This window comes from Acinetobacter sp. 1000160 (assembly GCF_000588715.1).
Taxonomy (GTDB): domain Bacteria; phylum Pseudomonadota; class Gammaproteobacteria; order Pseudomonadales; family Moraxellaceae; genus Acinetobacter; species Acinetobacter courvalinii.
This window is the reverse complement of sequence record NZ_JFWP02000010.1, coordinates 1-22,028: the sequence shown is the minus strand read 5'-3', so window position 1 is coordinate 22,028 and position 22,028 is coordinate 1. Positions and strand designations below refer to the sequence as shown.

At 44.0% G+C, this 22,028-nt stretch carries 17 protein-coding genes and 5 tRNA genes; 7 read left to right on the top strand and 15 right to left on the bottom strand.

Going from position 1 to position 22,028, the window contains the following annotated elements:
• Positions 1-6: 6 nt before the first annotated feature.
• A complete protein-coding gene (locus J699_RS02645; RefSeq protein ID WP_032869939.1) occupies positions 7-906 on the bottom strand; it encodes a LysR family transcriptional regulator in 900 nt (299 codons plus the stop codon).
• Positions 907-1,006: 100 nt separating this feature from the next.
• Between J699_RS02645 and J699_RS02650 the strand changes: the two genes are divergently transcribed.
• A complete protein-coding gene (locus J699_RS02650; RefSeq protein ID WP_005288748.1) occupies positions 1,007-1,579 on the top strand; it encodes a chromate transporter in 573 nt (190 codons plus the stop codon).
• Positions 1,576-2,091 carry a chromate transporter gene (locus J699_RS02655; protein WP_005226986.1) on the top strand — a complete coding sequence of 172 codons (516 nt, stop codon included), beginning with the start codon at positions 1,576-1,578 and terminating at the stop codon, positions 2,089-2,091. Before J699_RS02650 ends, J699_RS02655 begins: the two co-directional genes overlap by 4 nt.
• 53 nt (positions 2,092-2,144) lie before the next feature.
• On the opposite strand, the gene J699_RS02660 is transcribed toward J699_RS02655, so the two are convergent.
• The 6 genes from J699_RS02660 to J699_RS02685 form a co-directional block, all read right to left on the bottom strand.
• Positions 2,145-4,196, bottom strand: coding sequence for a M13 family metallopeptidase (locus J699_RS02660; protein WP_032869941.1), 2,052 nt, complete (start codon positions 4,194-4,196; stop codon positions 2,145-2,147).
• A 215-nt stretch (positions 4,197-4,411) separates the two neighbouring features.
• On the bottom strand, positions 4,412-5,605 hold the full coding sequence (gene sbmA, locus J699_RS02665; RefSeq protein ID WP_032869944.1) for a peptide antibiotic transporter SbmA: 1,194 nt from the start codon (positions 5,603-5,605) through the stop codon (positions 4,412-4,414).
• A gap of 227 nt (positions 5,606-5,832) precedes the next feature.
• A complete protein-coding gene (locus tag J699_RS02670; RefSeq protein ID WP_032870193.1) occupies positions 5,833-6,813 on the bottom strand; it encodes a patatin-like phospholipase family protein in 981 nt (326 codons plus the stop codon).
• 158 nt (positions 6,814-6,971) lie between these two features.
• Positions 6,972-8,453, bottom strand: coding sequence for an alanine/glycine:cation symporter family protein (locus J699_RS02675; RefSeq protein WP_005226982.1), 1,482 nt, complete (start codon positions 8,451-8,453; stop codon positions 6,972-6,974).
• A gap of 94 nt (positions 8,454-8,547) precedes the next feature.
• Positions 8,548-9,783 (bottom strand): sodium/glutamate symporter, encoded by a 1,236-nt coding sequence (gltS, locus tag J699_RS02680; protein WP_005226981.1) that lies wholly within the window; start codon positions 9,781-9,783, stop codon positions 8,548-8,550.
• Between the two features lie 190 nt (positions 9,784-9,973).
• Positions 9,974-11,329 carry a DcaP family trimeric outer membrane transporter gene (locus J699_RS02685; protein ID WP_005226980.1) on the bottom strand — a complete coding sequence of 452 codons (1,356 nt, stop codon included), beginning with the start codon at positions 11,327-11,329 and terminating at the stop codon, positions 9,974-9,976.
• A gap of 425 nt (positions 11,330-11,754) precedes the next feature.
• On the opposite strand from J699_RS02685, the gene J699_RS02690 reads away from it, so the two are divergent.
• Complete coding sequence (locus J699_RS02690; protein WP_005288766.1) at positions 11,755-12,459, top strand: nitroreductase; 705 nt, start codon at positions 11,755-11,757, stop codon at positions 12,457-12,459.
• 26 nt (positions 12,460-12,485) lie between these two features.
• Here J699_RS02690 and J699_RS02695 read toward each other — a convergent pair whose 3' ends face one another.
• Complete coding sequence (locus J699_RS02695; RefSeq protein ID WP_032869947.1) at positions 12,486-13,700, bottom strand: multidrug effflux MFS transporter; 1,215 nt, start codon at positions 13,698-13,700, stop codon at positions 12,486-12,488.
• A gap of 143 nt (positions 13,701-13,843) precedes the next feature.
• On the opposite strand from J699_RS02695, the gene yccS reads away from it, so the two are divergent.
• The 4 genes from yccS to J699_RS02715 all read left to right on the top strand — a co-directional run bounded on the left by yccS (position 13,844) and on the right by J699_RS02715 (position 20,288).
• On the top strand, positions 13,844-16,018 hold the full coding sequence (yccS, locus tag J699_RS02700; RefSeq protein WP_032869950.1) for a YccS family putative transporter: 2,175 nt from the start codon (positions 13,844-13,846) through the stop codon (positions 16,016-16,018).
• Between the two features lie 78 nt (positions 16,019-16,096).
• A complete protein-coding gene (locus tag J699_RS02705) occupies positions 16,097-16,681 on the top strand; it encodes a YcxB family protein (RefSeq protein ID WP_005226976.1) in 585 nt (194 codons plus the stop codon).
• A gap of 158 nt (positions 16,682-16,839) precedes the next feature.
• Positions 16,840-19,383, top strand: a complete 2,544-nt coding sequence (locus J699_RS02710) for a PepSY domain-containing protein (RefSeq protein ID WP_032882967.1) — start codon at positions 16,840-16,842, stop codon at positions 19,381-19,383.
• Between the two features lie 119 nt (positions 19,384-19,502).
• Positions 19,503-20,288: a YdcF family protein gene (locus tag J699_RS02715; protein ID WP_032869956.1), complete on the top strand. Its 786-nt coding sequence runs from the start codon at positions 19,503-19,505 to the stop codon at positions 20,286-20,288.
• Between the two features lie 12 nt (positions 20,289-20,300).
• On the opposite strand, the gene J699_RS02720 is transcribed toward J699_RS02715, so the two are convergent.
• The 7 genes from J699_RS02720 to J699_RS02750 all read right to left on the bottom strand — a co-directional run.
• Positions 20,301-20,792 carry a DUF2750 domain-containing protein gene (locus tag J699_RS02720; protein WP_005288779.1) on the bottom strand — a complete coding sequence of 164 codons (492 nt, stop codon included), beginning with the start codon at positions 20,790-20,792 and terminating at the stop codon, positions 20,301-20,303.
• A gap of 87 nt (positions 20,793-20,879) precedes the next feature.
• Positions 20,880-20,955 (bottom strand) — tRNA-Val (locus J699_RS02725).
• Positions 20,956-21,056: 101 nt separating this feature from the next.
• Positions 21,057-21,133: transfer RNA gene (locus J699_RS02730), tRNA-Asp, on the bottom strand.
• 39 nt (positions 21,134-21,172) lie between these two features.
• Positions 21,173-21,248 (bottom strand) — tRNA-Val (locus tag J699_RS02735).
• Between the two features lie 102 nt (positions 21,249-21,350).
• A tRNA-Asp gene (locus tag J699_RS02740) sits at positions 21,351-21,427 on the bottom strand.
• Positions 21,428-21,466: 39 nt separating this feature from the next.
• Positions 21,467-21,542 (bottom strand) — tRNA-Val (locus tag J699_RS02745).
• 163 nt (positions 21,543-21,705) lie between these two features.
• A partial coding sequence (locus tag J699_RS02750) for a L,D-transpeptidase (RefSeq protein ID WP_032882966.1) occupies positions 21,706-22,028 on the bottom strand: 323 nt, incomplete at its 5' end.

The window sequence follows — 22,028 nt, the reverse complement described above, 5'->3', positions numbered from 1 at the left end:
ACCGTTTCAAACCGCCTGACTGGCTTTGAGTAAACTCAAGAAATGCTCGACCCGAACACTATTGCCTTGGGTACGACAAATTGCATAAATCGGGGCGATACAAGGTTTTTTAGCTTCTAAAGCTTTATAGATGATCTGCTTGTTCCAGAAGTCCTGAATTGACGCAGGGACAATAGACAGTCCAATACCAGCGGCAATCAGATTAAGGCTCGAGGTTAAGCGAGGGGCCTCTTGAACAATATTGGGACTAAAACCGGCCTGATAACAGTTTGCCAGAATATTATCGAACAGGTCCTGTCCCGCGATACGGCGATACAACACAAACTCATACGGCTCCAAGTCGACTAAGCGGATTGCTCCCGCTTGCCCAGCCAAAGGATGATTACTCGGCAACGCGACAATTAAAGGCTCATCCAGTACGTGAATACTTTGGACTTCGGTATGAATCGGTGCCGGTTTGCGTAGAAACACGATATCCAGTTTTTCATTGATGACTGCATCCGTTAAAGCTGTGCTGCTATCCTCTTCCAGATGAATCGCTACCGCAGGAAACTGTTCCCTAAACTGACGCAATACCGCTGGCAAAAAAGGATGTAAGCCTGCTGAGTTGGTAAAGCCAATATTGATCTGACCTTCCAGTCCCTGGGCAATGTTTTTTACCCGTTTCGGAATCGACTGGGCATGCGCCAGAATGGTAATCGCTTCCTGATACAAAGCCTTACCGGCTTCCGTGACCTCGACACCACGAGGCAGACGTTTCAGCAAAGCCGTATCTAGTTCTTGTTCCAGACTTTTGATCAATCGGGTCAATGGCGGCTGTTGCATATGCAGTCTGACCGCTGCTTTGGAAATATTGCTTTCTTCCACCACAGCCACGAATGCATTGAGCTTATGAATATCGATCATACATACCTTAAAAGTATAGATAATGGCAAAAATAGCATTTGTGAATATACCATAAATCTTTCATGCTATAGCTCACAAGGTTGAACAGAAAGGTAATCCAATGAAAGCCCAAGTCCTATCAATAGAGCGTGAACCATTAACGACTGCTCCTGATTGTAAGGCACTTTTTACGGGGTTTATGAAATTGGGATTGATGGGTTTCGGTGGCGTGCTGCCACTGGCACATCGCATTATCGTTGAAGAACATAAATGGATTGATGCTGGCAAATTTACCGACTTACTTGGCGTGTGCCAGTTATTACCGGGCGGTAACATCATCAATATGGCGGTTGCCATTGGAATGGAATTCCAAGGCGTGAAAGGTGCGATCAGTTCAGTCCTCGGTTTGATCTCCGCCCCCACAGCAATTGTGCTGATGATCTATCAGGTCTATGAGCATTTTCAATATCTGCCTGCCGTCAAACACATGATCCAGGGTTTGGCCGCCGCAGCAGCAGGCTTGCTGTTTGCCACAGGCTTTAAGATGCTCAAACCCATCTTGAAAAGTTATCTGACCCTTTTTACCATCGGCCTGACCTTCGTGTTCATGATCTGGATCAAGCTGCCGTTGGCACTGACTTTAGCGATTCTACTGGCCATTAACATGCTGGTATTGGGAGTGAAAAAATCATGATCTTAGTCACCCTTGCCGTGGTTTTTACTCAGCTTTCATTGTTGGCTTTTGGCGGTGGTAACGCCATCCTGCCTGAAATGCAGCATCAGGTGGTAACCGTGCATCAATGGATGAGTGCAGAGCAGTTTAGCTCGCTATTTGCCATGGCGCAGGCAGCACCCGGACCGAATATGATGATTGTGCCTTTGGTCGGCTGGCATGTGGCAGGCCCAGCAGGTTTACTGGTCACTTCATTGGCGAAGTTTGGTCCATCTTCCATCATTACCATTTATGCGCTGAAATTTTGGGAACGCTTTAAAGCCAATCCGTTACGGGCACGTTTTGAAAAAGCCTTGAAACCGATTACTGTTGGCTTGGTCCTGGTCAGTGCCTGGATGATTGCCGATGCTTCCGCACAAAACCTGCTCTTGGTCATTATCGTAGTTGTTACTGCAGTGCTCGGGATGTTTAAAAAGATCCATCCACTTTGGGTGATGGCCGCAGGCGCAGGACTAGGAATCGCCTTCCTTTAAATAGAGCCAATAAAAAAAACCTGCATGATGCAGGTTTTTTATTGAATTCTGGATTACCAGATGCTGACCCGCTTTTCAGGGGCCAAATACATTTTGTCCCCGGCTTTAATCTTGAAGGCGTCATAAAAAGGTGCCTGATTGACTAAAGCACCATTAGCCCGGACTTTATCGGGCGCATGTGGATCTGTTTTTAAATATACAATCGCTTGTGCTTCACGGGTTTTGGCACGCCAGACTTGCGCCCAGCCCATATAGAAACGCTGCTCCCCCGTACGCCCTTCAATCACAGGCGCAGGCTTGCCTGCCAAGGACAATTGATACGCTTTGTAGGCAATCGATAATCCTGAGTTATCGGCAATATTTTCACCCAGCGTCAGCTCACCATTGACGTGATACCCTGCAATCGGTTCATAGGCATTGTACTGTGCAATCAAAGCCTGTGTTTTGGCTTTAAACTTTTGATGATCTTGCTTGGTCCACCAGTTACGCATATTGCCCAATTCATCGAACTGGCTGCCCTGATCATCAAAACCATGACTGATCTCATGCCCAATCACACTTCCAATCCCGCCATAATTAACCGCATCATCGGCTTCAATATTAAAGAAAGGTGGTTGTAAGATGGCAGCCGGGAATACAATTTCATTGGAGGATGGATTGTAATACGCATTGACCGTTTGCGGTGACATAAACCATTCATCACGATCCACAGGTTTACCGAGCTTATCCAGTTCTTCCTGATGCTCAAACTCGCTGGCACGAATCACGTTGCCAATGAGGTCACCGTCTTTAATGTCCAATGCTGAATAATCACGCCATTTCTTCGGGTAACCGACTTTAATGGATAGGCTAGCCAGTTTCTTTTTGGCTTGTACTTTGGTTGCAGGACTCATCCAGTCCAGCTGGCTAATACTTTGATCATAAGCCCGGATCAGATTCTGAACCAAGGTATCCATGCGCTGTTTTTTATCCGCAGAAAAATGTTTTTCTACATAGATTTTACCCAGACCGTCACCAAGCACACCGTTTACCGTTTGTACGCCACGTTTCCAGCGCACTTCCTGTTCAGCCACATCACGCAAACTTTTACCATAAAAAGCGAAACTTTCATCAACAAGAGCTTTATTCAGATAAGGAGCGAAACTGCTGATCAGGTTCCATTTAAAATAGGCCTTCCACACCTCTAAAGGAGTTTTATTCAGCACTGGATCAAGCGCCTTAAAATAACTGAGCTGATGTACCTGAATGGTCTGGATTTTATCCTTTACCCCAACCGTCTTCAGGTAACTATTCCAATCAAAGTTACGACTTAACTGATTCAAATCTTTAAGCGGGTAAATATTGTAACGCTTGGATAAATCACGATTTTGAACATTACTCCACTGAATCTTGGCCAGTTCCGTTTCCAGCTGGAGGATTTGTTTGGCATGCTGGGCGGCTTGCTGATCGCCAGAAAGCTGCAGCATCTTTTCAATATGCTTGAGATATTTTGCACGCGTTTCCACAAACTTCTGATCATCTTTCAAATAATAGTCACGATCTGGCAGGCCCAATCGACGCTGTGCCAAACCTGCAATCATCACATCAGAGCGTTTCATGTCCTGATCAATACTGATATCAAATGGCGTTCTGACGCCGATACGCGAGAAATGCCCCATTAATCGAGCGAAGTCCTGTTTATTTTGAATTGCATCAACCTGTGCCAGTTCCGGCTGTAAAGGTTGAAGGCCTTGTGCTTCGATAGCTTTTTCATCCATAAAGCTGGCGTACAGACTGGCAATCTTTTGCTCTACGCTGCCTGCTGCCCATTTTTGGGCACTCAGTTGTTCAACAATGGCATGCAACTGGTTGGTCGATAATTCATGTAACTCGTTAAATGCGCCCCAACGTGACTTATCTGCGGGAATTTCAGTATCTTTTAACCATTTTCCATTTACATGATCGTAAAAGTCATGCTGGGCAGACACGGTTTGATCAATAAATTGCTGGTCAATGCCTGATTTTTTTTGAGTTGGGGAGGATTTAATTGCTGGGTCTGCCCATACATTTGCAGTAAAAGCAGTCAGTGCAAGCGCTAATGCACTTTTGAGCCATACAGGTTTCATGATTTATCCTATTTATTTAGGTTCTAAGTTATATAAGAGCAAAATGAGAGATCATTAATTTTATCAACAGACTATAGTGAAACACTTTTGCTGAATAAAGTCATTTTCCCAGCAATATATATTCACTTTTCACATAAAAACTAATACACAAAAAAATCATTACCAATAAAAAAGCCTTAGTGTTGAACTAAGGCTTTGCTGTACAAATGACTGAACTAATCCAAGATTTTTTCAAAAGCTTTAAGACGTTTATGAATCGAAAGTAACTCTACAATTGTTTTCCAAGAAGTAATCAGATATTGAAAGGATTCTCGTACTTTATCGAAAATATTACCTATCTGGTTAATTAGACCCAAAGTCATCTTACCTGAAGCGATTGCTGGGAATAGAACCATCAAACTATAGAGAATATCGAGCTGTTTGTACCAAATTGCGACTAGATTGAAATAAGCATAATGAAAATATAGGCGGAAATAGTTTTTCCGTACACCTGAAAATAATTCTTTTAATGTCAGTGGATCAGCACGATCAGCATGATCCTCACCATATACCAACTCTTTACGATAAGCTGCTTCGACTTTCTGGTTATTGAATTGTAGTCCAGGTAATTTAACACCTACAACCATCAATAACACAGTACCAAAAATCGCCCATACTATCGCAGCCCAAACTAAAGAGTGGCTAATTTCCCCTACAACAGGAAGCTCTGGGACATGTTTTGAAAACTCAAATAATAAAGGTAAAAATGCAATTAAGACCATAACAGCTTTAATCAACTCTACCCCTAAATCTTCAAGTATCGTGGCAAAACGCATCGTGTCTTCCTGCACACGTTGAGCAGCACCTTCAATATGACGTAATTGTTCCCAATGAGCGGTATAATACTCATTCATGGCAGTCCGCCAACGAAATACATAATGGCTAGTAAAGAAAGAGTTCACAACCACTAAAGTCACAGCAACCATTGCTATATATAGGAATGTTAATGTTCCCATATAAAGTTCTTTAATGTCTCCGCCACCATTCGCAAGCATTTTTTGAATCAGATCCCAAAATGGACCATACCAAGCATTGATTGCAACACTCACCTGCACGCCGAACCAGATATTAAACAGGATAAAAGCTGAGCCCCAGATCGACCACTTCTGCCATTTATGATCTGAAAAAATACGCCAAAAACACGCAAACAAAGCTGTAGCGATGAAGAACCAGCAATAAAACCAGATAAATGAAGGCGCCCAAAAGCGACTGACATCAATCGGTAATTCTGCATTAGCATAGCCTTTAGGAAAACCCAGATATTCGCCCCAGCTATGACCACCGCTGTACCAGAGCAGCATATTAAGTGCGAGCCAGACAACAACAGAAATAAAGAATAGACGCGGGTTCGGAAAGAAAGACTTAAACATCTGTTTAACAATCCTTGTTATGAAACAATTTATTTGGTGAGGTCATCCTATGACCTAAAACTTAAAACTCTCTGATAGAAAAGTTTTATGATTTGTAGTTATTTACTATTTTTCTACGCTTTTTAATAGCTTTTTGTAGAATATTTATAAGCTGTTTTTATAAAAAATGAATTTTAGCAAATAGACTCAAACACTTAAGTCCATCTATAAATCTGAACAATATTCAATCATCGTAGCAAAGCTGAATTTTGCTTGACCGCCATATTCTGCTGATCCGCTCTAGAGGGCTTGCTTTTATTTTGGATAGCCCATTGTATATCGGCCAGTTTATCATTTGCTGCATCAATGCCTGCCTGCATGGTCTGCTCTCGGCCTTTTACATCAAAAATATGTGCTTTCTCACGTAGGTCAGGTTGAATCACAATATCTGCTTCTTTCAGTTCCTCTTCAGCCAGACGACCTTGCATGATATTGATATTCTGGTTAAACAGGCCCCAGACATTGGTAGTTTCGGTATGGATTGGCTGAGCCAGAATATCCACTGCAATCACCACATCTGCGCCGAGCTCACGTGCCACCTGCACAGGTACCGGACTGACCAGCCCCCCATCGACATATTCCACATCATGAATCATGGTTGGTACAAACATACTTGGAATCGAAGCGGAAGCACGAACCGCCTGTCCGGTATTGCCATAGTTAAATACGGTTTTTGACCCGTCCTTTAACTCGGTCGCCACCACATACAGCGGGATTTTCAACTTTTGTAAGGGCGTATTATGGACTTGCTGGTTGATATAGTCTTCCACCTTCTTGCCATCAAAAAAGCCTTTTAGACTCAGATTGACATCACGGACATCAGTGGCTTTTAGCTTTAAGGCAATATCACGCAGTTCAGCAGCACTTTTACCGCTGGCATAGATTGAACCGACAATACTGCCCGCACTGGTTCCAACAATAAAGTCAGGGCGAATGCCTTGTTGTTCTAGCACTTCGATCACACCGATATGAGCATAACCCCGTGCCCCGCCACTGCCCAGCACCAACGCCACCACAGGTCGCTTTTGTTGCTGTTTGATATAACTAAAAGGTTGCGAAACAGTATGTGCCTGAGCATCTTCCACAGCAGGGCTTACATGCGCTGTAGTTTGGCAACCTGCCAAGAGCATGATTGAAAGACCAAGGGCCCAGAATTTAAGCTGTTTCATACGCAGTGTTGCCATATTGTCTGTTTTTCTGTGTCGGATTTTAGCGTCAGCACATCTGAAAAGATGTATCAATTTCTTTGCATATGTCATGAAATCTGCATAAAAAAAGTCCCTCGCAAGGGACTTTTTTTATACATTCAAGGCGTTATTCAAATCACTTACCAGATATCAGAATCAACTTTTTTCTTCAGTTCCGGATAGTTATCAATCTTGAACTCAGGCTCTTTAATGCCTTTCTTCAACTGTGCGGTATAGTCTTTCAGTAAGGTACGCGCCATTGGGGTTAACAATAAGATTGCCACCAGGTTAATGGTTGCCATGATTCCCATGAACAAGTCAGCCATCGACCAAACCAGTGGAACACTGCCAATTGCACCAAAGTACACCATCACCAACACAAAAACCCGGAAGATGAACATGACTTTTGGATTGTTATTGATGAACTGTACATTACTTTCCGCATAGGCATAGTTACCTAACACGGCAGAATAACAGAACAGGAACAAAAGAATCGCAAGGAAGTCACCACCCCAGCTACCCACTTGTGTCTCTAACGCACGCTGGGTTAATTCAACCCCGACGAAACCGGCATCGTGATAAACACCAGAAATCAGGATAATCATCGCGGTACTGGTACACACAATAAAGGTATCGACGAATACACCCAGCATCTGAACCAAACCTTGGTTCACCGGATGCTTCACATCAGAAGCTGCGGCAGCATTCGGCGCCGAACCCATACCTGCTTCGTTTGAGAACAGGCCACGCTTGATCCCTTGCATCATCGCCATGGAAATCATGGCACCAAAGAAACCGCCCGCTGCAGCATTAAACTGGAATGCTTCGGTAAAGATCAATTTGAAAATGCCAGGCAAAAGTTCGTAGTTGCTTAAGGCGATATATAAAGCAACAGCCAAGTATAGACCTGCTTTTAATGGCACAAACATCTCGGCAAATTTAGCGATACGTTTAATACCACCAAAAATTGCCAATGCAACTAACACAACCAGGACCAGACCAACCCATGAGATTTCCAGATCAACACCGCCCAGGTGCGCAATCATATTGGCCTTATCCCAGCCCCACGCATGTGAAGAAGCATTGGCAATCGCATTGATCTGAACCGAGTTAAATACGAAACCATAAGTGAAGATCAATGCTAGCGCGAAGATCACACCAAAGGTTTTGCTACGTAAGCCCTGAGTAATATAGTAAGCTGGTCCACCCCGAAACTGCTTACTATTACTGTCTCTTACTTTAAATAACTGAGCAAGCGAAGACTCAATAAAAGCCGAGCTCATCCCCAGTAATGCAGTAAACCACATCCAGAACACGGCACCAGGGCCACCAATCGCAATCGCAATCGCAACACCTGCAATATTACCCACACCCACACGACTGGCTAAGCCAGTTACGAATGCCTGGAAGGGTGTTAATCCGTGTGAATCTTTCTCTTCGCCTTTGCTACGGCTGCCCTTCATCACTTTGATACTGTGAAAGAACATTCTGATCTGCACAGCTTTGGTCGCAATGGTATAGAAGATACCCACTGCCAGAAGGAAAATAACCAGAAAGTCCCATAAAGGATCATTGAAAAAACTTACCCAAGCCATCAGGGTGTCATTTAATTTTTCATTCATCACTTATTCGCTTTTAAAGATTTTATGTACATACGTACATATACGATAACAATGGATGAATCAAAAAAGCCCCTTTAGGGGCTTTTGATCCGACTTAGGCAAAGAATTTCAAAATTAATTGAATTACTGTTGCGTTAATTAAATCAACAAAGAACGCACCACAAAGCGGAACGATCAGGAACGCTTTATGAGAAGGTCCATACATATTGGTGATGGCCTGCATGTTGGCAACCGCAGTTGGTGTTGCCCCCATACCAAAACCACAGTGACCTGCAGCCAATACAGCCGCATCGTAGTTTTTACCCATCACACGGAAAGTAATGAATGCTGCATACAATGCCATGGTAATGGTTTGCGCACCTAAAATGACAACGAGCGGTCCAGCAAGATCAGCCAGCTGCCATAATTTGAGCGACAGCAATGCCATTGCCAGATAAAGTGACAATGATGCATTACCAAACACGTCAATAGCACGATCAAAGATATCTACCTTTAACACGCTTTCGAGGATGTTACGTAAAATCACACCGCCGCCAAGTGCCCAGACAAAGGTTGGTAGCTCGAACCATGTGCCCTTACTGAAACCGGTCATGAACTCTGCAAATGCAAGACAAGCAGCAAACATACCCAAAGTGGTAATGGCATTATCAGCAGTGATTAAACGGACTTGATGTGGATTTTCAAATGGTGCCAGCTCGTCAGGATGCTGATCTAGATGCGTATCACGGTTTTTGATCTCAGCTGGTGTTTGCGCTTGAGCAAGGCTATAACGGTTAATTAACAATTTCGCCAATGGACCACCGATAATACCCCCGATGATCAGACCAAAAGTTGCACTCGCCATACCTAAAGCTAAAGCACCTTGAATCCCGTGCTGGGTTTCAAGAATTTCGCCCCATGCCCCTGCTGTACCATGACCACCGGTCAGGGTGATTGAACCTGCAATCAGGCCCACCAGCGGATCAATACCGAGCAAGGTTGCCAGACTCATACCGACCGCGTTCTGTACCACAATGAAAGATGCAACACAGACCAGGAAGATCACCAAACCGATACCGCCTTCTCTAAGCTTCAGGAAATTGGCACTTAAACCAATCGAAGCAAAGAAGATCAACATAAAACTGGTTTGTAACTCGCTACTAAAGACAATGCTATAACCCCAAAGCGAATGCACCAGTAGTGAAACTACGGCCGCAACCAGACCACCAGCAACCGGCTCGGGAATGTTATAGCGTCTTAAGAAATCAATTTTATTAACGAGCAAACGCCCTAATAACAACACGATAACGGCTGAAATCAGGGTATAAAAACCATTAAAAGTAAATTCCATATCTTCTTCCGTTTATCTTGGTAGTTCATCTGACGGCGGGTAGCCCCTTTCAAACTGCCAAAATAGTAACTCTAAAAATGAGTGAAAACTCAATCAACTTTATAAAAAGCATACAGTTCAATGTGAGAACCTTTGCAAGTTATGGTGATTCAGTTTTCACGGATGATTTGCATCAGCGGGTTGAAATGGCTTAGAAATTATAGCGAGCCATTGCTCCTACACGATTATCTTTACCTTTTTGCCCGTCAAAGGTTTTACGCTCACCGTAGATATATTCCAGACCGAACGTAATCGGTGTTACTGGTGAATACATGATATTCCACCAGCCCTGTTGCAGGGTTTTGTTCTGGGCGGTGTCTTTTGCAACCACGGCCTGTTTTGCAAAGTCATTGCTGTCATCTGCAAACATGGCGCCATAGGCCAAAGTACTACGTAATTTCGGGTTAATCTGATAGGTTGTACCGACTGTCACTGCATCAAATTCATTCAGATTCAAATCAAAATTATTTGGATTTACATTGAAGGCATTGTTGGTATACAACAGGAATTTGCTATCGCCTTTGACATGCGAATAGTCAATCATGGCCTGTAATGAATCGGTGAATTTATATTTTGTACCCACAGCAACACCCCAACCCAGTTCAGCTTCGCCTGAATTGGTGCGGTTATTGTTGTTGTCGTAGGTCGCTTTACTGCGTGCTTCTGTCAACAAGGCACGTGCAGAGGTGGTTCCTTTGCCTTCTGCAAAATCATATTTTACTTTTGAGGTTAAGGATGGCGCACGGTTATCGTCATTGCCTTTTTCTAAAGCAACCGCATAGCTGGTTTCTGGTGTGAACTTGCCGCTATAACGAACCATAGGCGTACGGTAGGTACCAATTCCCAGTGGCGAGTTAAAGTCCAGCATTTCCGGTTGCAAATCTGTGGCCAGGAAGGTCGATGTGGTTTGACCAAATAGCCAGTCGTTATAAGTCATATAAGCATGACGGATACGAATGGTGTCATTGCTGCTACCACCACGGAAGTCCACTTCTAACTTACCGCCAACGTCAGCGCCTTCAACCGGTGCTTTAAAATCAAGACCAAGACGGGTCACGGTTGCAGTGCTATAGAAACGGTCACTGTTCTTTTCAGCGCCTTCCAGATCAACCTTATTGATGCGGTTAAAAATACCGTCACCACCTTTTGCCTGATAAGACGCGTCACCACGCAAGAAACCGTACAGTTTTACTTCCGCACCAGAAGCAGTGCTAAAACTTAATGGAGATTTTTTCGGGGCAGCGGTTGTGACTACTGCTGCTGTATTTTGATTATTGGTTGCAGCCACTGCAGTCGCAGGGGCGACAGCAACTTGAGCAGCATCATTTTGTTGTTTTGCCTGGGGAACATATTGCTGTAATAAAGCTCTTAATTCCTTGACTTCATCGCGAAGTTGCTGAATCTGTTCTTGCTCGCTGGCAGCGTGTGTACTGTTCATCATTAAGGCAGCAACTGTGATTGCTAATCCTTGCATTACGAACGGCTTACGGATGAGAGATAAACTCATGAGAAGCTCCTTGTATATAGTGTATATTTCAACATTTCCCACAGAGATTGAATTGGATAAATTCAAGCTGTCTTTAAAATAGAAAATTCCCCCTTAGCCATTCAGCAAGGAAAGTCTAATCATTTTTAAAAAGGGCGTATTATGCATAAATTTCGGATATTGTGTGTACTTTTTATTTAAAGAGTTTTATTGATTCCATTGAGTAGGCATAAATATTATTTCGATTTCATTATGTTACTTATAGAATTATTTTTCACACAAACCTAACAAAAGATAGAAAACTCACAACAATTAGTGTTAATCCTCTAATTTTTTTGCGTATTTTTTATGCAACCCTATATTTATACCTGAAAAACCCGCAACAAAAAACATTTATTGATTTATATTCTCCTGTCATTAAAAGATCAAAAGGTTAAGGAGTTTTCATGAACACGGAACAAGTCCGCCTGGTGGACGAGGCCATCACCTCTCGTCATTCGGTACGTGCGTTTTTAGATACCCCTGTTGACACCCAAACCATTAAAGATATCCTGACTGTCGCCAGCCGTGCCCCTTCTGGGACCAACGTCCAGCCTTGGAAAGTCTATGTGGTCACTGGACAAAAACGTGCCGAAATGATTGACCGTGTCTGCGCTGCACAAATCGAACTTCTACAAAAACCAGAACTGGCCGCACAATATCAGGAGACCTTTGCCTACTATCCTGAAACCTGGATTTCACCATTTATCGATCGTCGTCGTGCCAATGGCTGGGGTCTCTATGGCTTGCTGGGCATTCAGAAAGGGGAAAAAGAGAAAATGGCAGCGCAACAATTGCGTAACTTCCAGTTATTTGATGCGCCGGTCGCCCTGTATTTTACCGTGAATAAAATCATGGGTATTGGTTCAAAAATGGATATTTCCATGATGTTGCAGAATGTCATGGTCGCCGCCAAAGCCCGTGGTCTGGATACCTGCCCGCAAGCAGCCTGGAATCATTTCCACCCGATCGTTCTGGATATTCTGGGCGCGCCAGAAGATGAAGAACTGGTGTGTACCATTGCCTTGGGTTATGCCGACCCTGACCATATCGTCAACACCTTCATTACCCCGCGTGAACCGGTTGAAAACTTTACCGTATTTCTAGATTAAACCATCCGAGATGCAGCAGTATTTCTTTAACCAGAGATACTGCTTTGTTGTTTACCGACTTTTAAGATGGCAAAGAAACCGACACTGGTAAATAACAACATCATGATGCCCATATTCAGCGATGCTTTCCAGAACAGGAAATTCAGGATAATCCCGGCCAGCAGACCACAGGCAAATTGCATACTGCCCATAATTGCACTGGCTGTACCTGCACGCGCGCCCTGTTGAGACATGGCCAAAGCCATGGCATTCGGCCCGGTTAAACCAATCCCGGAGACCACTAAAAACAAGCCCGGCATCAGTAAGGCTAGAGGTGCATCTGCCATCAGCCCTGCGCCTAGTACAATCAAGGCTCCAAAACACTGAATCGCGCCTCCCAGTTTTAAACGCTGGTAAATGCCCATACGAGTATTCAGGTGTTTATTAATCGAGGACATCAGCATGATGCCTGCTGCATTTAAGGCAAAGGCATAAGAGAAATGTTGCTGAGATAAGCCATACTGTCCCATAAAAACCGCAGAAGCCGAGCTGATATAACAGAATAAGGCCGCACCGGTTAAGCAGCCTGCAAACATCGGCACACGGAAACTCTCATCTTTTAAGATCGCTGCATATAGCGTGGTCACCTGATAGACCGATAATTTTAAACGGCGCTCAACCGGCAAAGATTCTTTAAAGAAGAAATGTACACAGAGCCAGCACATTACCCCGATCAGCGCTAAGGTAATGAAAATCGCTTGCCACGGAAAAAAGTTGAGAATCCATGCTCCAAAGATGGGTGCCAGAATGGGCGCCAGTCCCATCACAATCATCATGCTGGAAAATGCCTGTGCAGAACCCTGCATATCCAGACGGTCACGGATTGCAGCACGCGCCATTACAACCCCGACACAGCCGCCCAAAGCCTGGAAAATACGGGCTGCGATCAAGGCCCATTCATTGCTTGCAAAGACACACGCCAGACTGGCGATGGCATATAGTGCCAAGCCAAAATAAAGCGGCTTTTTACGCCCAATCCGGTCACTGACCGGACCATAAATCAGTTGACCCATCGCCAGACCCAAGAAATAGGCAGGCAAGGTATTGGCAACCATTTGTGTACTTACCCCAAATTCATCGGCCATTTGCGGCAATGCGGGTAAATACATATCAATCGATAACGGCCCTAACGCAGTTAACAAAGCAAGCAACATAATCCATGCTGTTGAATATTGACGTTGATTGGTTTGCTCGACCTGCATACTGCCCCACTTTAACAAATTTTGGAATATTCTAAGCTTAGCATCCCCATCAGTTTTGTGCATAATATTAACGTCTGCGAACACGTTAACCCTGTGAACAGCCACGATGAAAATTCAATTGTAGAATACAAGAAGGACAACCCTTGAATCCTTGGTTCGGACGTTTAAAACAAACAACCTATAACACCACGTTGATGTATAACGTGCGTATGCTGATTGCCTTTACCGGGACAGCTTTCGTTCCTTATTTACTCGATTATCAACTCGCCACCATTCCCTTAACCCTCGGTGTGGTTGCTGCCGCAATTAGTGATATTGATGACCGCTTTTCTGTGCGCATCATGAATCTGATTTATACCTATATCGGATTTTTTATCACCGCTGCATCGGTTCAACTGTTATTCCCTTATCCGGTTGCCTTTGCAATCGGCCTGATTGCTTCCTGTATCGGCTGGATCTTGCTTGGCTCGCTGGGACGACGTTATGCCACCATTGCGTATGGCTGTCTGGTGACTTCCGTCTATACCATGCTAGGCGTACATTTATTTGAGCAATGGTATGTTCAACCCGCGCTTCTGGTTGCGGGTGCGGCCTGGTATGGCCTACTCTCTACCATCAGTTTCCTGCTGTTCCCGGTACGAAAAGTCCGGGATCAGCTTTCGGCATCTTATTCGGCGCTGGGAAGTTTCCTGTTTGCCAAGTCCAACCTGTTTGATGTTGACATGACCCCGTCCAGCTATCAACAAAGCATGATTGATATTGCCATGGAAAATGGCAAGCTGGTGGCGATCTTTAATGATCTGCGCATGTCCTTGTTAACCCGACTCAAAGGTGACCGCGGTCAAAAAGATACCCGACGCAGCCTGCAATATTATTTTGTGGCGCAAGATATTCATGAACGTGCCGATTCAGCGCATATTGATTATCAGAAACTGGCCAAAGTGTTCCAGCATAGCGACATCCTGTTCCGCTTCCAGCGCATCCTGTCGATTCAGGGTAAAGCCTGTCAGGATCTGTCTCAATCGATTTTAAGTCGTACCCGTTATGTGCATAACAAACGCTTTAAGCATAGTTTTGAAAATTTACGCACCTCTCTGGAAAAGTTGCGGCAAGATGGACATTATGATCAGGTGCGGATTAATGCCCTGTTTGCGCTGTATCAGAATCTGAAATCGATTGATGCGCAATTACAGAATCTGGAAACCGAACGCAATCTGCAAAAGATCAATGCCCAGCATGCAGAAAGCCAGCTGAAAGATGATGATCTCAAAGGCTGGAATGACATTATTGTCCGTGTAAAACAGCATCTTTCTCCTGAATCGGTATTGTTCCGTCATGCTGTACGTTTATCCATTGTGCTATTTATTGGCTATGTGTTTATCCAGATGACCGATATCGCATACGGTTACTGGATCATGTTAACGGCGCTGTTCGTCTGCCAGCCGAATTTTAACGCCACCAAACGCCGCCTCTATTTACGGATTATCGGTACATTGGTTGGTATTATTGTCGGTCTTGCGATTATCTACTTTATTCCTTCCATTGAAGGACAACTGGTCATGCTGGTGCTGAGCGGGGTGCTATTTTTAGAACTGCGCAGTAAGCAATATGCACAAGCCACGGCCTTTATTACCATTCTGGCGCTCATCAATTTCAATCTGGATGGCTCTGCCTTTGCAGCAGGTTTTCCCCGCTTTATTGATACCGTGCTCGGTTGTGCGCTGGCCTGGTTTGGTGTGAGTTTTATCTGGCCGGACTGGAAGTTCCGTAGACTGCCCCGCTCGATCCGCCGTTCTCTACAAGCCCAATGTCAATACCTGAGTGAAGTGGTCGAGCAATATCATCATGGTCGTAATAATGCCCTGAATTATCGGGTGGTACGTCGGGCGGCCCATAATACCGATGCAGAAGTGGCATCACTGATTTCGACCATTGCCACCGAACCGAATATTGATGTTAACCAGAAAAGTCTGGCCTTCGAATTTCTCTGTCTCAGCCATACCTTTTTAAGTTATATCGCTGCCTTGGGTGCGCACCGTGAAAAAATTCAGGATCAGGAAGTGCTGTCCTTACTGGATCAGGCACTGGATGATATTCAGGGTGCGTTACTCAGAGACGAGGTGCCTGATTTATCCGCACAGAATATGATGCAAGCCATCCGTGACCGTTTAAGCCGCAATGAGGAAAATGAACAGAATTCATTGATTATCTTGCAACAACTATCACTGATGCTGGGCGTACTCACCCGTTTGAGTATGCTGAAACAAAGCCTGAGTCATGAACCCCATGAAGACGGCACCGAGTATGCATCGCTCTAATCATTCGCCATTGGCATAATATCTTTGCATGCCAATAGGTGTTAAACTTAACCCAGTTCTAGACTCATTTTTTACACTATGACCGCCAAAACGCTATACGCTTATACGCTACAACCTGTTCCTTACGAAGTTTCTGAAGCTGAACAACGTCAAGCTCAACTTATGATTTGGCGTAGTACCAACAAATTCAGCCGCAAAGCATGGATGATTATGATTGCACTTGTGGTGCTTTCCTTGGTTGCAGCAGGACTTATTAAATATTACTCAACCTACTCAACCGTACTGTGCTGGGTGGTGATTGTAGGGGTGGTGCTGTTTTATCTGATCAAGAAATTTGGTCTGGAATGGTACGTGAAACGCAAGATGACCGAATTCCCTGTTCAGGAAATTAAAGGCTTACGTTTAGGTGTACAACCACACGGGATCGTGATGCGCCAAAAAATGGGCCTACAAGAAGGTACTGCTACCATTGGCTGGAAAGATATCTATGAATGGTATAGCTCTCCTGACTTTATCCTGGTGAACTTCAAGGTAAAAACACCTAAAGGTGAACAACAACAAGGGGCTTATATCTTGCCAAAGCGTATGGATTCAAAGAACTTTTCTTTTAATACCGTTCGCAAGCACTTAAATGAAACTGTAGGCGCGCCTAAATCGATTTAAGACACGGATGAACAAGAACCTCTCGCCATGAGAGGTTTTTTATTGCCCATAAAATAAATGAGAATCAAAATCAATATTACCTGCAAAATCCACATTGTATTCTTATTCTTGAGTTATAATTTTTTACATGAATTCCACTCTATTTACATTTTTTGACCATGTTTAAAAAAGTTTTCTTCCAGATACACTGGTTTTTAGGGATCACCGCGGGGCTTATTCTCTCTTTGATGGGAGTTACAGGGGCGATTTACTCATATGAACCACAAATCCTTAAATGGATCAATCAGGACAGCTATGTTGTTGAAGTGGCTCAATCACCCAAATTAACTCCGGCCCAGCTCTACCAACATTTCAATCAACAACAACCAGAAATTGAAATTAACAGTATTACCATCGCTGCTGATCCCGCTGCGTCCTCCACCGTCAATATCAAAAAAGAAGGTGCGCGCCGTGGCTATAACATGATGGTCAATCCCTACACAGCGGAAGTTTTACCTGATATTAAAGGTCGCGATACGTTGCAATTTATTCAACGTTTACACCGTAATTTAACGGCAGGGGAATTTGGGGGGCAGATTACTGGCGCCTCTACCCTGATGCTGATTTTCTTTGTATTGAGTGGTCTGTATTTACGCTTTCCCAAGAAGCATAGCTTTAAACAATGGTTCTTCATTAAACCCAAGTTAAAAGGCCGTAATTTTATCTGGGATTTACATGCCGTTGTCGGCACATGGGTGGTGATCTTCTATCTGCTGTTTGCTTGCACAGGCCTATACTGGTCCTATGACTGGTGGCGTGCGGGGATGTTCAAAGTCATGGGGGTTGAACAACCGCAACGTAACCAACAGCACAATGAATCTGGAAATAGAAAACATAAACAACAAGCTTTATCGACCGAGCAGGTCAATCGCATCCTGACCCAGAGCTGGACGGGCGTCAATGCTCAAATAGGACGCGAATATTCAAGCCTGACCTTAACTGTTCCAAAGCGTGACGATGCCAAAGTTGAAGTGTCTTTTGTCGATGCGATTCCGCAACATGAGCGTGCACGTAACCAAGCCATCTATAATTACCAAGATCAACAGTTTGAAAAACTTGAACTGTATGAAGATAAAAAGCTCAATGAAAAAATCATGAGCAGTATGCTGCCTGTACACCGTGGCAGTTTCTTTGGTTCGACCTATCAATTTATTGCCATGCTGGCGTCACTCAGCATGCCGCTGTTTTTTGTGACCGGCTGGATGTTGTATTTAAAACGCCGTAAACAGAAGAAGCTGACTCAGGCCGCACGTCAATCCCTCAGCACTCAACAGATTGATCCGAATGCACAACCCTGGCTGATCACTTATGCGTCTCAAACCGGTGTAGCAGAGCAACTGGCATGGCGTACAGCGACGAGCCTGCAAGAAGCACAACAACCAACGACCGTAAAACCGATCCAGCAACTGACTGAACAGGACCTGCTACAGGCAGCACAGGTTTTATTTGTGATCAGTACCTATGGGACTGGTGAAGCACCCGATCTCGCCTCAGGTTTTAGCAAAAAACTGATGCAGCAAAAGCCTGATCTCAGCCAGATGCAATATGCCGTGCTTGCGCTGGGCTCCAAAGAATATCCAGAAAGTTATTGCAGCTTCGGTTATGCGGTCGATGCATGGTTAAAACAATGTCAGGCACAGCCATTCTTTGATCTCATTGAAGTAGATAATGCCAATGCGCATGATATTCAGCGCTGGAACCAAGCCCTTTCAGTAGTGACCCAGTATGAATTACATGCCATGAATATAGAGAAAGTCTTTGATCAATGGACGTTAAGTGCGCGTACGCTGCTCAACCCAAATAGTGTAGGTCAAGCGGCTTATAATATTGAACTGACCTCTGCTTCGGATATGACTTGGCATGCCGGTGATATTGCTGAAATTCAGCCAGCAAATAGCCCAATAGCGATCCAAAACTTTTTAGCCAAATACCAGATTGCAGCACAGACTGTTGTGCAATCGCTCAACCAGACGATTGAACAGGTACTGTGGGATAAAAACCTGCGTATTGAAACTCAACCTTTCAATAGCATCGAAGAGTTACTGGCGCAGCTTCCAACCTTGCCAACGCGTGAGTATTCAATTGCCAGTATCCCGTCCCAACAGTTGTTAAGACTGGTAGTGCGTCAACAATATGATGATAACCATCAACTCGGTTTGGGTTCTGGCTGGTTAACCGAGTATGCGCCGCTCAAACAACCGATTGCTCTACGTATCCGTACCAATGAATCGTTCCATTTGATTGATGATAACCGTCCAATTATCTGTATTGGTAATGGTACCGGTATTGCGGGTTTAATGAGCCTGTTACAGCAGCGTAACCGCCAAAATTACACCGCCAACTGGCTGATCTTTGGTGAACGTCAACGCGAACATGATTTCTTCTATCAGGAAACTATTGAAGCGTGGAAAAATATGGGCACATTGCAACGACTTGATCTGGCCTTCTCTCGTGATCAGCAACAGCGTATCTATGTACAAGATATTCTGCGCAATAATGCCGACGAGTTAGTAAAATGGGTCGAGCAAGGTGCGGTGATTTATGTCTGTGGTAGCATCGAAGGCATGGCCTCAGGTGTAGACCAAGCTTTAACAGATATTCTCGGTGAACAAAAACTGGATGAATTACGTCAAGCAGGCCGTTATCGTCGAGATGTGTATTAAGCCTTCTCATTAAAAAAAACGAGTGCCAGTCACTCATTTTTTTATAAGACAATCGCAGTGTTGCCTTTCTTTTAATTTTGCATACACTTAGCACGGTTCAAATCGACACAATTAAGATTATGCAAATAAGTTTATGGATTCGTCTTGCTTTAGCCCTTATCGGTTCAGTTCTGTTCTTAGATGGCGCAATTCTGATTGCCTTTAAAAAGATTCATATTGGTACTGTACTCCCGCTACTGCTCGGACTGTTTTTCTGTCTTTATGCCTATTTTTATTATCATGTTGAACGTTTCTTTTTCTACCACTTCCGTCTGCATAGCCTCTGGCGTTTTGGCTGGCTGTGTTTCTGGGCATGGTTGGTCAGCTTAGGCTATTTCTTTGATTACCTTGCGGATAATCGTACGGAAACACAACCTGTTGCACCGGTAAAAGCCATTATTGTTTTGGGCAGTGGCGTAGAAAATGGACAACCTTCTGCGACGCTGGCAAAACGATTGGATCGTGCGGCTCCTGTAGCTTTAGCGCAGCCTGATGCAAAACTGGTGCTGACAGGTGGGATAGATTATGGTGAAACCGAAAGCGAAGCTGTGGTGATGTCTGGTTATTTACAGCAGCACTACCATATTCCTAAGTCACAAATCATTCTGGAAGATAAAAGCACCAGCACTGAACTAAACCTTAAAAATAGTCAAACTTTATTACAAGCCCAACACATCAATATCCAGCAACCGATTGCAATTGTCACCAGTGATTTCCACACCTTAAGAGCTGCTGCCATTGCTAGAAAACAAGGCTATCGTAATATTACCCTGCTCGGAGCGACTACACCATTGGCAACACGCTATAACGCCTGGTTAAGAGAATATTTTGCTTATGCCAGTGGCTGGCTGCTGAATGAATATTGATTGAGCCCTTTACTATTCCAATGAGGATGAAGCTGGCTGATGTAAACGAATATCACGCGGTAACGGCAGTTTTAACTCAGCAAATACATCGGGTCGTTGTAAGTAAATCTGGTATAAAAAGTTCTTAATATCTAATAATAAAGCATCGGGGCTAACCAGCAGGTTATTCCCTTCAGGGGTTAAATCCAAAGATAAGATGGTATTATTTTCTTTTAAAAATGGAATCATCTTCTCAATAAAAGCCAACAAGGGTACTTCCTGAATTTCGTATTGTGCCCAATTGTCTTTAATCAGTAATTTCGCCAAGCTTTTATTTTGCCATACCGATAATGCATGCTGACCTGATGGTGTTGAACATAAAGCCCAGCCGTCATGATAGAGCGCTATCACGTGACGTTGCATAATAATGTTTTGAATAAACTGACGGTAAGTGTCTTTAAGTGAAGAATTGGCAGATGTAGCTTGAGATTTCGACGCAGCCTTGCGTTGATAAGGATTTCTCATAAAGTACTTCGTATTAGAATCATTATTGATGCTAATCATAAAATAACTTTGTATTGATTACAATGATATGAGATTGGGGAAGATATATGGTGGGCGCTGACGGGATCGAACCGCCGACATTCTGCTTGTAAGGCAGACGCTCTACCAACTGAGCTAAGCGCCCTGAGGAATAAAAATTGATTGAATATCAATTTTTATGACGCAAGACAAACGGAGTGCGTAGTGTCTTACATTATCACCCTCTTGAACAGGGAATCAAGAGAATGGCGCAGCGGACGGGGCTCGAACCCGCGACCCTCGGCGTGACAGGCCGATATTCTAACCAACTGAACTACCGCTGCACTGTATTACTTCCATAGAGAAGTAAATGTCACAAATTATGGTGGGCGCTGACGGGATCGAACCGCCGACATTCTGCTTGTAAGGCAGACGCTCTACCAACTGAGCTAAGCGCCCTGAGCGAGGTAACAAATCTAAAGCATCGCTTTAAAACTTGTTTAAATATAAAAGAAATAAATTCTAATCTATTTAACTCTAGCTATTCTTGCAATCTTAAAGTGGCGCAGCGGACGGGGCTCGAACCCGCGACCCTCGGCGTGACAGGCCGATATTCTAACCAACTGAACTACCGCTGCACTGTATTACTTCCATAGAGAAGTAAATGTCACAAATTATGGTGGGCGCTGACGGGATCGAACCGCCGACATTCTGCTTGTAAGGCAGACGCTCTACCAACTGAGCTAAGCGCCCTTAACGTCTTCATCGTTTGTGAGGTGCATTATAGAGAATCTTTACAGCCTGTCAAACGCTTTTGCCATTCTTTTCTGAAAAAACCGTACGAATGATTAAAAAATAAGTGATTCCATGCAAAAACTGATATTTTCGTATTTTATTTAAGCACTTATTTGCATTTTCACATATCGTTTTCCAAGGCTTGTTCGGATATATACACCAGCGCCTGTTCGGAAACGAGTTCAAATAGCTCGATAATTTCATCATTTTTCATTCGAATACAACCATGCGACATCGGAACACCCATTGGCTCTGTATCCGGCGTACCATGAATATAGATATAACGCTTAAAGGTATCGTGCCCTTCCCCATGATTGAAGCCTTCTTCAAGACCATCCAGCCATAAAATCCGCGACAAGATCCAGTCTCGTTGAGGAAATTGCTGGGCTAATTGTAGGTCATACACCTCACCCGTCGGTTGGCGTGCAATAAATACAGCATTCT

Coding starts and splice junctions, on each gene's coding strand:
- J699_RS02645 (WP_032869939.1), bottom strand. CDS start 906: ATGATCGATATTCATAAGCTCAATGCATTCGTGGCTGTGGTGGAAGAA.
- J699_RS02650 (WP_005288748.1), top strand. CDS start 1,007: ATGAAAGCCCAAGTCCTATCAATAGAGCGTGAACCATTAACGACTGCT.
- J699_RS02655 (WP_005226986.1), top strand. CDS start 1,576: ATGATCTTAGTCACCCTTGCCGTGGTTTTTACTCAGCTTTCATTGTTG.
- J699_RS02660 (WP_032869941.1), bottom strand. CDS start 4,196: ATGAAACCTGTATGGCTCAAAAGTGCATTAGCGCTTGCACTGACTGCT.
- sbmA (WP_032869944.1), bottom strand. CDS start 5,605: ATGTTTAAGTCTTTCTTTCCGAACCCGCGTCTATTCTTTATTTCTGTT.
- J699_RS02670 (WP_032870193.1), bottom strand. CDS start 6,813: ATGAAACAGCTTAAATTCTGGGCCCTTGGTCTTTCAATCATGCTCTTG.
- J699_RS02675 (WP_005226982.1), bottom strand. CDS start 8,453: ATGAATGAAAAATTAAATGACACCCTGATGGCTTGGGTAAGTTTTTTC.
- gltS (WP_005226981.1), bottom strand. CDS start 9,783: ATGGAATTTACTTTTAATGGTTTTTATACCCTGATTTCAGCCGTTATC.
- J699_RS02685 (WP_005226980.1), bottom strand. CDS start 11,329: ATGAGTTTATCTCTCATCCGTAAGCCGTTCGTAATGCAAGGATTAGCA.
- J699_RS02690 (WP_005288766.1), top strand. CDS start 11,755: ATGAACACGGAACAAGTCCGCCTGGTGGACGAGGCCATCACCTCTCGT.
- J699_RS02695 (WP_032869947.1), bottom strand. CDS start 13,700: ATGCAGGTCGAGCAAACCAATCAACGTCAATATTCAACAGCATGGATT.
- J699_RS02705 (WP_005226976.1), top strand. CDS start 16,097: ATGACCGCCAAAACGCTATACGCTTATACGCTACAACCTGTTCCTTAC.
- J699_RS02710 (WP_032882967.1), top strand. CDS start 16,840: ATGTTTAAAAAAGTTTTCTTCCAGATACACTGGTTTTTAGGGATCACC.
- J699_RS02715 (WP_032869956.1), top strand. CDS start 19,503: ATGCAAATAAGTTTATGGATTCGTCTTGCTTTAGCCCTTATCGGTTCA.
- J699_RS02720 (WP_005288779.1), bottom strand. CDS start 20,792: ATGAGAAATCCTTATCAACGCAAGGCTGCGTCGAAATCTCAAGCTACA.